This is a genomic window from Acrocarpospora sp. B8E8 (assembly GCF_039871605.1).
GTDB lineage: Bacteria > Actinomycetota > Actinomycetes > Streptosporangiales > Streptosporangiaceae > Acrocarpospora > Acrocarpospora macrocephala.
Genome location: NZ_JBDPLV010000134.1, coordinates 1 through 14,326 on the forward strand (window position 1 = coordinate 1; position 14,326 = coordinate 14,326).

The 14,326-nt window shown below is 64.0% G+C and carries 12 protein-coding genes; 4 read left to right on the forward strand and 8 right to left on the reverse strand.

Annotation, left to right across the window (positions count from 1 at the left end):
* Positions 1–406: 406 nt before the first annotated feature.
* Both ABGB08_RS53085 and ABGB08_RS53090 read left to right on the forward strand, forming a co-directional pair.
* A complete protein-coding gene (locus tag ABGB08_RS53085) occupies positions 407–1,000 on the forward strand; it encodes a polymorphic toxin type 43 domain-containing protein (protein ID WP_347607700.1) in 594 nt (197 codons plus the stop codon).
* Positions 1,001–1,601: 601 nt separating this feature from the next.
* Positions 1,602–2,570, forward strand: a complete 969-nt coding sequence (locus tag ABGB08_RS53090; RefSeq protein WP_347607703.1) for an integrase core domain-containing protein — start codon at positions 1,602–1,604, stop codon at positions 2,568–2,570.
* 221 nt (positions 2,571–2,791) lie between these two features.
* Here ABGB08_RS53090 and ABGB08_RS53095 read toward each other — a convergent pair whose 3' ends face one another.
* From ABGB08_RS53095 to ABGB08_RS53115, 5 genes are all read right to left on the reverse strand, one after another.
* Positions 2,792–3,796: a transposase gene (locus ABGB08_RS53095; RefSeq protein WP_347607706.1), complete on the reverse strand. Its 1,005-nt coding sequence runs from the start codon at positions 3,794–3,796 to the stop codon at positions 2,792–2,794.
* 33 nt (positions 3,797–3,829) lie between these two features.
* Positions 3,830–5,827: a hypothetical protein gene (locus ABGB08_RS53100; protein WP_347607709.1), complete on the reverse strand. Its 1,998-nt coding sequence runs from the start codon at positions 5,825–5,827 to the stop codon at positions 3,830–3,832.
* On the reverse strand, positions 5,824–6,168 hold the full coding sequence (locus ABGB08_RS53105; RefSeq protein ID WP_155361307.1) for a helix-turn-helix transcriptional regulator: 345 nt from the start codon (positions 6,166–6,168) through the stop codon (positions 5,824–5,826). The genes ABGB08_RS53100 and ABGB08_RS53105 overlap by 4 nt, the downstream gene beginning before the upstream one ends.
* Positions 6,165–7,268 (reverse strand): tyrosine-type recombinase/integrase, encoded by a 1,104-nt coding sequence (locus tag ABGB08_RS53110; protein ID WP_347607715.1) that lies wholly within the window; start codon positions 7,266–7,268, stop codon positions 6,165–6,167. The genes ABGB08_RS53105 and ABGB08_RS53110 overlap by 4 nt, the downstream gene beginning before the upstream one ends.
* Before the next feature lie 128 nt (positions 7,269–7,396).
* Positions 7,397–8,152 (reverse strand): transposase, encoded by a 756-nt coding sequence (locus ABGB08_RS53115; RefSeq protein WP_347607718.1) that lies wholly within the window; start codon positions 8,150–8,152, stop codon positions 7,397–7,399.
* A gap of 484 nt (positions 8,153–8,636) precedes the next feature.
* Between ABGB08_RS53115 and ABGB08_RS53120 the strand changes: the two genes are divergently transcribed.
* On the forward strand, positions 8,637–8,852 hold the full coding sequence (locus ABGB08_RS53120) for a hypothetical protein (protein WP_347607721.1): 216 nt from the start codon (positions 8,637–8,639) through the stop codon (positions 8,850–8,852).
* A gap of 744 nt (positions 8,853–9,596) precedes the next feature.
* Here ABGB08_RS53120 and ABGB08_RS53125 read toward each other — a convergent pair.
* The gene (locus tag ABGB08_RS53125) at positions 9,597–9,773 is read right to left on the reverse strand and encodes a hypothetical protein (protein WP_347607724.1); all 177 of its coding nucleotides are present in this window, start codon (positions 9,771–9,773) and stop codon (positions 9,597–9,599) included.
* A 392-nt stretch (positions 9,774–10,165) separates the two neighbouring features.
* Between ABGB08_RS53125 and ABGB08_RS53130 the strand changes: the two genes are divergently transcribed.
* Positions 10,166–11,512 carry a DNA methyltransferase gene (locus ABGB08_RS53130; protein WP_347607733.1) on the forward strand — a complete coding sequence of 449 codons (1,347 nt, stop codon included), beginning with the start codon at positions 10,166–10,168 and terminating at the stop codon, positions 11,510–11,512.
* A gap of 8 nt (positions 11,513–11,520) precedes the next feature.
* On the opposite strand, the gene ABGB08_RS53135 is transcribed toward ABGB08_RS53130, so the two are convergent.
* Both ABGB08_RS53135 and ABGB08_RS53140 read right to left on the reverse strand, forming a co-directional pair.
* Positions 11,521–13,413, reverse strand: coding sequence for an ATP-binding protein (locus ABGB08_RS53135; RefSeq protein WP_347607727.1), 1,893 nt, complete (start codon positions 13,411–13,413; stop codon positions 11,521–11,523).
* Between the two features lies 1 nt (position 13,414).
* Entirely contained in the window at positions 13,415–14,146 is a 732-nt protein-coding gene (locus tag ABGB08_RS53140) for a hypothetical protein (RefSeq protein ID WP_347607730.1), read from the reverse strand.
* Between the last annotated feature and the right edge of the window lie 180 nt (positions 14,147–14,326).

A 14,326-nucleotide genomic window follows, 5' to 3' on the forward strand; every position in this document is an offset into this window, starting at 1 on the left:
TCATCAAGCACCACCTCAAGCGGCTGCAATACCGACCCGGCCTGCTCGACGCCATCATCGCCCAGACCGAACTGATCCTCGAACCCGAACCACCGTAACCCGAGAAGCCAGCCTTTCAACCTCTGTAGACCTGCGCAAACCCCAATGGGCCAACCCCTACGGATATGCGGGAAACAACCCGATCGGCCTGTCCGACCCGTCCGGGCTGCGCATCGACGCGGGAAACGCTGCGGCCAACGCAACGCTGGGGGAGACCCACCAAGGAAATGGCAAAAAGTGGGAGGAGGAGCAGCGTAGAAAGCGTGCTGAAGCAGCTGCTGCCCGGGAACGGCAGCGTGCCTATTGGGCGAGAGTCCGGGCTGCGCAAGAGAAGGCCGCACGGGCACGCGCGGCAGCGCTGCGGAAGATGCAGAAAGCGGAAGCGGCCTCCAAAAAGGAAGCCGACGCCTTGTATGAGGCCAATAATCCGGGTTTCGTCCACTGTTTCTTCATTCCCTGTCCCAATGCTGACCCTCAATCCTCATCCGGGATGGCAGATTTCTCCAAACTCGTGCTTGGGACGGTAGGAACTCCCGCCGGGGGTGCAGCAGGTGCAGCAGGAGCGGGTGCAACAGGAGCAAAACTTGCAGGCAGCGGACCTGTCGCAGGAGTCATCGAAGTCAGTGGTCAGGTGAAATCGGTAGCAGCCTTCAAAAATTACTATCCTAAGAACGGCCTAGTCGAGTACGTTTTCGACCCGAAGACGGGCCGGTTCGCCGTAGGCAACCCTGCAGCGCATGAGATCAGTACCGTCGGCCTAAGCCCGCACCAGCGACTGGCTAAGAGTATTGACGCGGACACGTCCACTGTGGTGGGGGGAGAGCTTCGGCGAGGCCCGAAGGGCGAATTCTTCACTGACGAGATGAGTGGGCATTTCTATCAGAACTGGGATTATGGCGTCCGACTGCAGTTTCTCGAGACGATGGAGAGTTACGGCATTACAATCAAGCACGGCTGGTAACATGGGTACACTGGACAGCGGCATATCTGAGGGGTTCTCGATGACGTGGCTACCCATCCTCCCGATCGGGGAGGATGGGTGGGTAGGTATTCTCAATGGCACAATGCTGTATGTGGGCAATCTAGAGGTTCCAATGCGGGAAGTTGACCCTCGGTCACCAATTGGGCTACTGCCACTGTTGGAGCGTCCCTATGGCGTCGTTAAGGCAGAACTTGAGCACCGAGGTCTAGAGCTCGGGCTTGCGCCAGGATGGTTGCAAGATCGCCTTCCTCTAATGGCCATACTTCGTGTTGCCGTCGCGCGCCCCAGCGCATACTGGCAGCGGCTGGCTTTGGCATGGATTCGTGAAATGCCCAGATCTCCCGAGCTTGAGGAGTGCTTGGAGACCTTAGAGACGTCGGGGCGTGCACCCCAGATTCTCCGGCATGAAGCGCAATCGATCCGTCGTTCCTGGCATCAGGCTGCAGATTGATTCATCTCGTCTACGATCCGGCGCTCCTGATGCACGAGCGGGAACGCGTGTACCGCTCGGAAACTTGGCTTCGCGCTGTGAGCTGGAATTTTGCTGCGGGATCAGCGCCGTGGCTGCGACCATCTCGAGGTGCTGTTGTCGCTGCTCTACCGATTGGTTCGGAGCCTGCTCGGCCTCCTTGCGGTGCTGGTTCGCTCTGATCTGTCCAAGGACGTCGAACTGCTCGTGCTCCGTCACGAGAACCAGGTGCTGCGACGTCAGACTGGAGGCCGACCGCGGTTGGATCACGCCGATCGGCTTTGGCTCGCTGCGTTGTCCCGGCTGGTCCACCGCCGGCAGTGGGCTGGGATCTTTCGGGTCACCCCGGCGACGATCCTGCGCTGGCACCGTAAGCTCGTCGCGCGTAAGTGGACCTACACCGACCGACGGCTTCCGGGGCGGCCCGGCACTCGTCGGCCGGTCAAGACATTGATTGTGCGGATGGCGCGGGAGAACCCGGCGTGGGGGCATAGGAGAATCCAAGGCGAGCTGGCCCGCTTGGGTTACGTGATCGCAGCATCTACGGTGTGGGAGATCCTGCATGCTGCGGGTATCAAGCCAGCGCCCCGCCGCGCCGGGCCGACTTGGCGGCAGTTCCTGGCCGCTCAGGCTCAAGCGATCATCGCGTGTGACTTCCTCGTGGTGGAGACGGTATTGCTCAAGCGGCTGTATGTGCTGGTGTTCATCGAGCACGGGACCCGGAGACTGCACCTGGCCGGCGTAACTGCGCACCCGACCGGTGCATGGGCTGTGCAGCAGGCTCGCAATCTCACCATGGACCTGTGTGATCGCATTGGCACGCTGCGGCTGATCATCCATGATCGCGATCCGCTCTTCACCGCCGCGTTCGCGGAGGTGCTCAGGGCTGAAGGTATGCGGATCATTAGGACGATGCCGCGAACGCCGAGGATGAACGCCGTCTGCGAACGCGTGATCGGAACGCTCCGCCGTGAGCTCCTGGACCGGATCCTCATCCTCGGCGAGCGGCACCTGACTCGGGTGCTCCGCGAGTATCTGATCCACTACGACGGCCATCGGCTGCACCAAGCCAGACAATAACGACCCCCGGATACCGAAGCCCAGCACAGTCGGGACGCAGCCGAACTCGCCGACCTGCGATCCATCCAGCGAGAAGTAGTCGTCACAGGCATGATCAGCGAATACCATCACGCGGCATAACCGCAGCTCAGTACACGCAACTCAATATTCGAGCGGCACAGGTGATGACGCTCTGCGATTTTGGCTCTGACGCTTTCTCTGTGGAGTGTCACGCCATGTGATCAGAGCGCGTGGAGGACGCGGATCTTGAGCAGGTCGAAGTTGGCGCGGCCGAACATCTGACGCTTGATCGCCTTGATCTTGTTGACGATCCCTTCGACCGGTCCCGAGCTGTGTGGCATGGTGAGCCCGCTGACGACGGCGTCCAGGTCGCGGCGCAGCCCGGTGGTGAAGGAGCGCAGGTCGGGCAGGTCATCGGCCTCGACGGCATTCATCCAGGCGGCCAGGTGATCGCGGTCGCCGGTCAGGGTGGTCATCAGCTTGGCGAACTCGGTGATGTGGCCGGCCAGGTGATCGAGGTGCTCACAGCGGGCCAACACATCCTTGAGCTGCAAGGTCTCGTCTTCGGTTCGGTGGTCGGGGTGGGTGAGCAGCCAGCGGGTGATCTTTCGGGCGGCCGGCGGGTCGGGTGGTGGGGGCGGAGGTTGATAAGGGCCGGGGCTGCCGGGCGCGGGTGGGGGTAATGTGGCGCGCAATGGCTGCACGTAGCGGCGGACGGCCTGGCCGGAGCCGGTGTAGCCGAGTGTTTTGAGTTCGCGGGTGAGCTGGGCGGCGTTGTGGCAGCCCTCGGCGATCCGTTGCTGGAGGTAAGGCTCGAAGGGGTCCAGGACGCTCGCGCGTTCCAGGGTCTTGGCGAGCAGTTCCTCCAGGCTGGCGGCGGTGGCGAAGCGGCGGACGGTGGGCCGTTCCAGGTTCAGGGCGCGGGCGATCGCCGAGATCGAGTAGCCCTGCTCGTGTAGGGCGGTGATGGCCGCGTGGCGTTCTTTCGTCCTGGTGACGATCTTCAGCTCGTGGGCCGTGGGCGTCTGCTTGGGCGGTGTGATGTCGTCGCTGGTGGTGGCCTGTTCGCCGGAGATGGCCTGGTCGGCTTCGGGGGCGGAGGGCTGACGTAGGCATCCTCGGTGCCGGACGACGGTCTTGTCGACGTATCCGGCCAGGCCGTGCCACAGGTGCCAGCGGTCGGCGATCTGGGTGGCCTGGGGTGCGCCCGCTCGTGCGCCGTCCAACGGTGCAGTCGGGTATTGGAACTGTCCGAATCCTCAGGTTCTTGGTCTCTGGCTGAGGTCGGCGGCGTAGGTGGACCAGTCGCCAGCGGCGATCTTCTGCCACTGGATGGCGCCTTTGATGTTGATGCCGAGGGTCTTGGCGAGGATCGCTGCGGGGAGTTCGGCGGCGAGTGTGAACAGGGCGGTGTTCCGGTCCTGGCGGGGGTTCAACCCGAGCTCGTGGAGGCGGCGGGCGAGAGCGCCTTCGGTCAGAGGGCGTCCTGGCCAGCGTCCGGGGAACAGCCAGGCCGATTCTGGGTTGAGGACTCCGCCACCGCGCGGTTTCCGGATGGCGACGAGCTCGTTGACGAGGTCGTCCAACGGAGTGGGCAGGGCGATGGGCCGACTGCCCAGGTAGAGGAAGGTGTGGCCGTCCCGTTGGTGGACGTGGTTGATCGTCAGGGCGGTGATGTCGGTGAGCTTTTGCGCGTAGAGAATGATCAGCAGCCCGGCGGCCCGGTCGGCGGTTGGGCAGGTCTCGTCGTGGAGGAGGCGGCGCGCGTCGTCCCATCTGCGGTCCTGGTCAAGCGGTCCGGATGGGGCATGCCAGCGGGTGCTTGGTGCGGTGAGGCGGAACGCGTGCCGGTGGACGACGGCCCAGCGCACGAAGTTCGCCGACCGGTCCCGGTGGCTCTGGGTGTGATCGGTGAGCCAGAGGTCGAGGTGGGCTTGGGTGCAGGTCGCCAAGGTCAGCTCGCGTGCTTCGAGCCAGTCCAGGACGGCCGCGGCGGCGGTGACGTGCTGGCGGACGTTCCTGGCCTGCTGGTGGGAAACGGGCTGGCTGTTGAGGCGTCCGCGGAGTCGGCGGAGGTGGTGCCAGACGGCGTATCCGTGCAGGATCCGGTGGTGCTCAGGGACGGTGCGTGCCGCGATGGTCTGGTCGATCCACCCCTCCAGGGCGGTCAGACGCTCGTCTCGGTCGGGGAGTGCTCCTGCGGTGACCAGCATCGACCGCAGGTGGTTCAGGGTGAGGCTGGCCGGCATGGTGTCGATTAGTTCGTGGGAGAGCCGTCGGTGCCCGCTCGCGAGTTCGCGTAGCGTCGTGCTGACTCCGGGCCTGGTCAGCCAGGTGTCCACGCTGTCGGGCCGGTCAGCCTGGACCAGGGCCTCGCGGAGCTGATCGAGTTCGCGCGGCGTAGCGCCAGCGGGCGAGGTGAACAGCTCGGTCAGCTTGCGGTCCAGAGAGCAGCGCGCGCATTCGGCGGTCGAGAGCTGCCAGGTCGTCTGGCAGACCGCGCAACGTTTCCAGAACGTCGGATCGGGGTTGAGGCAGCGGGCGCAGAGCGGCTCGTCGAGGGTGCCGCCCTTGAGCATGGCGCCGGTGCCGCAGTTCGAGCACACGATCCAGCGCTTCCGGCACCGCTCGCAGACGGGCTTGCCGATCGCGCGGGAGATACCGACCCGGCTGCTGGTCGAACCGCAGAAGCTGCAGGGAAGATCGTGGCCGGGTCGACAGCTCTGGCAGACCGGCCCGGTCTCGGTGACCGCAGCGACGCGCCGGTTGTTTCCGCAGCTGACGCATGGTTTCCAGCTTCGTGGGTCTTGGTGCCAGCAGTTCTGGCAGAGAGGCTGCCCGTTGTCGTTGCGGCGCGCGGTCGGCCTGATCTTGCCGCAGCGGCCGCAGGCCACTGCCCGGGCTTTGGGCCCGCATCCGTGGCAGAGGCGTACTCCCTCGATGGGCGGACCGAGCTGCTTGCGTCTGCCGCAGCGCGGGCATGACGGCACGACCACGGCCCTGGCGCCGGCCTCGGCGAGAGCGTCGATGAGACGCAGGACGCTGGGCGTCTCGGCGCGAGCGCCTTGGCCCGTGAGCAGATCGGGCTGGCTCACGATGGCCTGGGCCAGACGGCGGTGTCCGTCGGGTCGGGCCGCGGCCTGGTTCACCGCCGCGAGGAGGGCCTCCCGCGCAAGAGCGGGCTCGAGCCCGGCCAGCAGGTCGAGTAGAGCATCGACCGGATCGTCCGGAGCCGGAGGTTCAGGGCGGCCGGTCACGGTGTGGTCCCGGTGATCCGGGCGCGCTTAGGACGCAGGTCACCGATGCTGTCGGTGGTCGTGATTCCGCCGGCAGCGGCCTTCTTGGGACGCGTGCTGGGTATGGCGGCCGCAATGGGTTCGATGAGGTCGTCCATCGTGCAGTCCAGGGTGTCCAGCAGCGCCATGAGGATCTTCAGGCTAAGCCGTTCGGGCCGCTCCACCACCAGCCGATAGACCTGGCTGGTCGACAAGGTGATCCCGCGTTCGGCCAGCGGCGCGAGGAGGTCGGTGGTGGAGAACATGCCGCGGTCGGCCATCACCTTGCGTAGATGCCAGCGGTAGTCGAGCTTGCCGTTCATTCCCCGTCGCCTCCTCGCCCTCCGGCGAACGCCGGTGCCAATGCCCTGGTCAGGGCCGTGTTCATGAAGTCGTCGCTGACGTGGGTGTAGATCGCGGTAGAGCTGTCGCATTCGTGGCCGACCTGCTGCTGGATGAACCGCCGGTCCACCCCGTCCTCGGTGAGGTGCGTGACGTAGGCGTGCCGTTCGGAGTGCGGAGTCAGCTCTTTCGGCAGGCCCAGCGCGTCTCGGTAGGCGACGAACCGGGCGTTGATCTCCGAGGGCTTCACCCGCCCGCCGCGTTCGGTGAGCCAGAGCGCCGGATGGTCGGGGTAACCGAACCGGGGCCGGACGTTCTCGACGTAGTCAGCGACCGCCTCCACCGCCCAGTCCATCACCGACAACACGTTCCTGCGCCGCGGCGGCTGCCCCCTCTTCGCCTTGCCGTAGCGAACGTTGAGGATGCCATACCGGCCGAAATGGGGCGCTTTGGGGTTGCGTCCCCAGTCGACCAGGTCCAGCTTGGACGTCTCGGTCCGGCGCAGTCCCCACCCGTAAATGGTCTTGAAGATGGTCGCGTCTCGGTAGGCGGCCAAGGCGCCCTTGCGCCCGGAACGCACCGCCCGCTCGACCTGATCATCGGCGTAGTCCAGGAACCGCTGGAGCTCCGCGCGCGTGAACGGCCTGGCCTCCGGACTGCCCTCGTAGTCGTTGAGGTGCACTCGGGTGTTCCACTCATGGCAGATCGCCACCGGGAAGGTGCCGAACTCCTCTTCGCAAGCCGATACCCAGCCGTAACGGGCATCGATGAGGAACTCGGTGAACAACCGGACGTCGCCCTGATACGCCCGGATGGTCGACGGAGCCAGATGCCGTTCGCTCGTCAAGTACGCCGACCACTCATCCATATGCGCAGGCGACCATTGCCAGGGGAACTCGTCGGTGTACTCATGGAAGCGACGGATCAGTTTCTCCCGGTCCTCGACCGTCTCATCCCGAAGCCCCCGCGACTTCTGCTGAGCACGCCAACCCCGCAGCATCGCATCGAACATCGCCTCCTCAGGCCGCAGCAGCGTCACCCCGGAGACCAACTCCAGCCCCGCTGACCCCGCTAAGGCCACCCTGCCTCGATGCACCACTCCAGACCATCCCTTCTGAAGGGAAGATCTTGCATCAGACGGGATCTCTCTGGCAAACTACCTGATCAGACGCTCGAGCCACAGCCGCAGCCGGCGCGAGAATGAACCACTTACGACCTGGCGACCTGCGGCTCCTCGCCCGTCTGATGCAATTCCCGAGGGTTGGCGTAGGCGCCGGCCCGGTCCCGGCAGATGATCTCGATTTCCGGGTGGTTGGCCAGCCACGCGGCCAGGGTGTCTTTCTCGCGGTCTTCGAGCAGGTCGATGACGGTGTTGCTGTCCAGGTCGACCAGTACGGTGCCGTACACCTGCCCCTTGCGGCGGGCGAAATCGTCCACGCCGAGCACGGTGACCGGCGCGGTGGCCGGGTCGGGCAGGTCACGCAGCAGTCGGATCAGGCTGTCGTGGGAGGCGGTGGCCCGCATGCCGAGCGCGGCGGCCAGTCGTGCGCCCGTCCGGCCGCCCGCGGCGCGGGCCAGCGCCTCCAGTGTGGCGCGCATCGCCGGGGTGCGGCGCGCCCGCCGCGGGGCCAGCGCGGGGATCTCCACCGCGAAGGTGGCCAGCTCACAGCCGGGGTTGTCGCAGTGGTAGCGGGTGACCTCGATCTCGATCATCACCGGGCGGCCCTCGATGGCGCCGTGGTGGACGCGGCGCCGGTAGCTGCCGTGACGGCGCAGGGCCGGTGTCTGGCAGGCGCGGCACCTCGCGTCGCCGGCCCTGTCCCGCGCGCTGATCGCTATGTGGTCGTCCAGGACGTTGACCTGCGTGATCTCGACGCCGGACAGGGAGGGGAAGAGCAGCGGGAGGCAGCAGGCCTTCCCGCACGCGCACGTATGCCGCATGATGGCCTCGCGGTCGTTTCGCATGATCGGTTTGGTGACAGAACCGGATCATCACGAGGCGGCCGCGTTTGTGTGCGTGGAGTTGCGGAAGTGTGATCACGTCCTCTGGGTAGCTGCCCGGCCTGAAGTCACGCTCGGTGACTGCTCCACAGAGAAAGCGTCAGAGCCAAGTTGAGCTGAGCGCCAACACCTGGTCAAGCAGGTGAAGGTGCTGGCGGAAGACGAGTCCTGGAACGCGCTGGCCAGGGAAAGCGGCAAGGGACCCGTACTGTACACAGGACCCGCCAGCGCGGTACGGATTCTCGCCGGGCGAATGACGTGGACCCTTTCTGAAGCCGCTGGCGTGTATCGGCTGGAGAGGACCGAGGAACAAGGATCCACCGCAGGTGAGGCACTGGACCAGTGGCTCCAACGAAAAGGCAACGGGCCTCGCGGATTCTGCCCAGCCGTCCTAATCAGACGGTGATCGACCGCTCGTGAGGGCGGATCCTGCTCTTGATGTGAATCCGTGCCGAGCGTTGATCTGTTCGCCGCGCTGCGGTTGCGATCGGACAAGGATGCCGACGTCCTCGCTGTGGTCGACGCCGACCAGGCGCGGCGCGCCGTAGCCGACCAGAAGGCTCACGACGTTGAAGACCAGCACGGCCAGCCCGACCGAGACGAAGTGTCGACGCTCATGCTGTACAGCCCGCGCCGCTTGGAAGTCCTGCTCGGCGCCCCCTAGATCTGGTCACCCACGAGCATCGCCACCCAGGACCAGCGGCTGCGGCGGGCACAGTGACCATCACGGCAAGGACAGCCGAGGCGATGAAGGCACGAACAAGCACAATGATCCGTTCCGGTAGGGCCCGTCAGAACGGTTGCCATCCTGAAGGAAGTTCGCCCGGCCTCGGCGCATTGACCGAGGCTTGACCGGCGAACAGGCTGTCCCGGAAAGATCGAGCCCCTCGGGGTCGCCTTCGCGGGTGTTCTCATGGTCATCGGATGGGTCTGATTTGGCGTGGAGCGTCTTAACGATCTTCAGGGGGCTATGGCGTGTGCCCAGTCCGTGCCCATGAGCAACCAACGAGCAACGCCTTGTGATCTCGGCTCCACAGCGAGGCCCCAAACCCGGGCAAATATGCAGGTCAAATGGGGTCAAAGGTGGTGGGGCGCCAGGGATTCGAACCCTGAACCTACGGATTAAAAGCGCCATTGTGCGAGGGTTGTTCTGTATTGAATGATGACGTCGGGGGTCATTCAGTACCGATTTGTCCGCTTATGGACACATTGCCGTGCCGGGCTTTGCCATACAGTGCCGGCCTGTTTCCGGCCGTACGATCCCTCACCGATCCCCATAGGGGTGGCGGTCACGCGGGGATCACTCAGATCTGGGATTCCAATCCGGCGAAGTCTTCGAGGTTCCGGGCGACCAGCGGGAGCCCGTTTGGCGGCGGCCAATGATGCGTCAACAGATCGGCCAGACGCTTCAGGGTTGACGGCCCAGGTCCAGGACGAGGGCGTAGATGATTCCGTAGGGCCGGGCCGCGTTCGCGCTGAGGGGGATCGGATCGGAGGTGGATTCGGCCCCATCAACCAACACCGACCCCACCGAACTCTCCAGCAGGCAGTTCCGCTCCGCCCGCTTCCCGATCCGAGAAGGCATCCGGCTCCAATCACCAGGCTCGACATCCATAGACGTGATCGACTCGGCGGCATCCTCAGCGAGTATCAACATGTAGCTTGACCTGGACGGATGATCAATCGGCACACATAGGCCACCGCCCGCCGGTCGGCCAGCGTGGCGTCACCCGGCAAGGCCGGCCCGCCGCATCAACCGGGCCGTCCGCTTGCAGTCGAGACCGATCCCGTCGATCTCGCGCAGGTCGGTATGGATCCGCGCGCCCGTAGATCCGATCTGAGGCCGCGTGATGCGCGCGGATCCTCTCCGTCAGCACCGCGTCCTGACGAGCCCCGCGCCGACGGACGAGCCTCATCACGGTGTGAAGATCTGGGCTGGTGACAGACCGTCATTCGCGGCATGATCAGGGGGTGCAGATGAAGACATGTGTCGTTCGTGAAGCTGACGAGGGAGCGGGGGACGGCCAATGTCATCGGCATCGTAATGATCTTTCTCCGGGTGCGCTGGACTTTTCGGCTGCTGGCCATCTTTATGCCACACATCAGCTGCATGCGTTCGCGGCCCGTCTCCCTCCACCCCTTGCCGAGTGGGCCATAAATACCTTTACTGATCCCGGTGATCACGTTCTTGATGTCATGTGCGGTTCGGGGACGACGCTAGTGGAAGCCGTTTTGACCGGGCGGATCGGCCATGGTGTTGACATCGACCCCCTTGCGCGGCTGATCGCGATGGCTAAGGCGACGCCCATCACGCCAGAGGATGTACTGACTCTGATTGCCCGTATCGAGGAGGCATTCGAGGGTGATCTCGATGATTCATGGCGACCAGATCTGCCCAGACTGGACTACTGGTTTCGGTCTGACGTGTCCGCTGATCTGGCTCGGATAAAGTCCGCGATTCTTGCCACAACCTCGGATGACGCGGTACGCCGACTGGCGTGGGTGGTCTTCTCCTCCTTGATCGTTGCGCGCACGTCAGTAGCCAATGCCAAGGACTTGGTTCACTCCCGCCATCACTATGAGCAGCGGAAGGAGAACCCGGATACCGTCGCGCGCTTCATGCGTCAGCTACGTCGCGCTGCGCGGCTCATGGATGAGTTCGGTAAGAGGCTCGACGGCGTGGATTGGCATCACGCGCGGCTGGCTGGCAATGACGCTCGTGCCATGTCCGTTGGGAGTGAATTGATGGACCTGGTGTTCTTCTCTCCTCCCTATGTGTCCGCGCTGGACTACCCACGTGCCCACGTCTTCGCCGTAGCTTGGCTCGCTGATGTGTTGAGCACCTCGGTCAATCAGTATCGAGCCCATGCCCGCGACTACGTCGGCACAGATCGTGCGCCGCTCGCGGAGGCAACGGCCGGGCAGCCGATGCCTCCCGCTAGCGGATATACCGTGGTCGACGAGGTCGTGCAGGACCTTGCGGAGAGTCCAGCCAAGGCCTGGGTCGTGTACCGGTACTTTCGCGATATGACCCATGTGCTTTCCGAGTGCGCGCGGGTCACTCGGCCCGGGGGGCATGTAGTGGTTGTTGTGTGTCCATCCAATATCCGTCGAATCCACGTCCCCACGCATCAGATCTTCGCTGCGATCGCTCCCCAGCTATCGGACGGGTTGCTGGAAGCCGAGGTTGTGTATGAGCGCACTATTCATGACCGCAGGAGGGTGATGCCCTACCTAGAGAAGGCGTTCGGTGAACGCATGCGTACCGAGTACGTGGTGGTACTACGCCGGACTCCGCGAAGAACCCTTGGGCGGCCGGAATGACGGGTTTCTTAGTCGATCATTCGTAGTTTGGCGGGGGCGGGGTCGACTGCCACTAGCAAGGGCCGAGTCATCGATGTGAAGGTGACGATGGCCTGACCGGGTGCCAGACCGGGAAGTCGCTGCCAGAGTGCTTCGTCGATGCCAGCGATACTGCCTTTCAGCCTACTGATGGTGACCGCGTCGTTGATCTTGTGGAGGACGAAGTTGTTGACCAAGCCCAACACCTGTCTCGGCAGATGCTGGGGGAGCTGGGTTACGAAGATCAACGACAACCATCGCTTGCGACCACGCTTGGCGATGCGCGCGACCTGTTGAAAGAGATTCGGCATGGCGGACAGGCGTTCCTCGGACAGAAACTCGTGCGCCTCCTCAATGATGATCAGCGTCTTGGTGAGTGGCGTCCCATCCGGCTGCTGGGACTGCTGGTACATCTCGTCCTGGCGCTTCTGTGTACCACGTAGAAGATCTGCTATGACGAGGTTGTTGAGCAGCGGACTGTCGGTATCGGAAAGGTCGAAGATTGATACGTGTCCAGGAGTCAGAAGCTTGCCATAATCGAGCGGCTGGGCATCGGGCCGATCGAATACATTGATGCGCATGAGCCGGCTGACCTTGCCGAGGACTGCCCGCCACGAGAGTCGGTTATCGGTCCCCTGCGCGTATCCTTTGACTCGGGTGATGATTTGATCTTTCTGGCTGCGAAAATCTGGGCTGCGTAGGAAGACGTCCGCTGGCTCCTCCTTGCTGACGATGGCGTGGATGATCCCCACGATGTCGTACAGGTGGGAGAGCTTCATACGTGGATAACCTGTGTCGAATTCATCTAGCTCCACCACGAGTTTCTGGTGGTTGTCATTCCCCGGCTCGGGAAATATGCCGAGATCTTTCAGGACGTGCTTGGTTGCGTCGTAGGCCTTCTCGAACCGTTGTTTTTGGGCGTCGTTGAGATCGAGCAGCTCCTCAACGACGTATGGCGACATCGTGGAGAACTCGAGGGTGAACGGCACAATGTCTGGGTGTGTGGGGTTGGATGTGTCCTTCCCGACCAGGGTGAAGATATGGGTGTTGGTGACTCCCTCCGGGCGCATGCTGCGGCGCTGGAGGGCTGCCAGCATGGTGGGGTCTGTAGTCGGTTGATTGATCTCGGTGTACTCACCTTCGGTGTCTAGGAGGATGACCGCGTAGTCGGTGGACGCGGCTTCCTTGATGATCCTGCTAACCGTCGTGGATTTGCCGCCACCGGTCGTGCCCAATATTCCGGTGTGGCGCGGGAGGACGCTCTTTCGGGAGCTGTCGATCTTGACGTTGATGGTTTCGTCGCCGGCGGCGACCCCGAGCTGGATAGTCCCGGCTACATGCAGGACGGCGGCGGTGTCGCTGGAATTGAGGGCGAACACGGGGCTGTTGGGCAGAGGTCGAAATCGTGGCGGAACCAACGCTCTCGAAGCCAGTTGTTCGCCCAGGATCTCGACTTGGACGCGGCCGTGGTAGCGGGGCATGAACATCGCTCCCCGCACGGCCGTAACTGTCAACGATGGCGCGTCTGCGCGCAGCCCGTCCGGCTCAGCGAACGGGCCGGCTATGACGATGCCCAGATAGGTACGGCCGTCAGGGTAGCTAGTGATGCGCACCATCGATTGGGCTGGCACTCTTTCGATGCACTCAGGTGGGAGCAACACGGTTACCGAGTTGTCCGTGGCACCAGGGGTGTCGAACATGGTGCGGCCGACGGAGCCTTGATACTCGGCGGGTTCTTCCCAGGCGGGAAGTCCTCGGATTGAGGCCAACACATCGCGTTGCTGATCCTCGGTCTCGCGTTCCTTTTCGGACGGCGTGACGGGGTCCGGCATGAGGTGCGTGGAGGGGTAGTCGTTGTCCTCCCATAGCGGGGCGGTGTCCATGTCAGTTCTCCCGGGTGCGGCGTTCGGGCAGGTAGCGGAAGGGCTCGCTGTGGAGGCGGTAGGCGGCAGAGACCGCGTCGTCGAAGACTTCCGCTCCGAATGCAGCGCGGCATGCGCTGTCGGCGAGGTCGATCGAAAGGGGGAAGCCACGGTGTTCTTGCAGGGTGGAGTCGGCCATGGCGATGTGGACGGCTTCGTGTACCTGATCGGCGTGTGCGAAGAAGGGCGTGGCCGGCGCGTGTCTGGACGCCCGATACACGCCGAGGACGATCTTGGAGCCGAATTTGCGCACGAATTGCTCAGCGAGTCTGCGGGAGTCGGGGTGGTATCGGCCGCTATCGACGATCCGGCTCATGGCACGCTCGGCGGTGGACAGGACGGCGTACTCCATGGGCAGCAGGGCGTCGCCGATGGTCAGTAACAGTCGGTCCTTGATGCCAGAGGGCACGAACACCCATCGCTGGTAGTCGACGAGGTCCCCCATCACTTCGATGGAGCGTTTGAGCAGGTCCATGTTCCCGGACCCGGTCAGTAGCTCGTACGGAGCGATGTTGCCGTGGCCCATCCGCCAAAGGGCGTCGGAGCGATAGAGCAGTGTTGCGCGCTCGGCGTAGGTCATGATGCCACGCCGGCCCAACTCGGACAGTTTCTCACGGTTGTCGGGGACGTCCACGGCGGCGCGGGCCTTGCGACGCTCCAGAAGTGCGCGGGCTTCCTCGATCGGATCCGGCACGATGGTACGCAGGTCCCGGCGGAAGAACCGTTGAGATAGAGCCAGCTCATTGCCCTGAGAGGGCGTCCCATGAGTGAAGTTCGTGGTTGATCGTCGGTTATGCGTCTCGCCAGGTTGGGGTTGTTTCGCCAGTTGCGCGGCGGGCGAGGTTGTCGATCGAGGCGATGCGGATCATGGCGG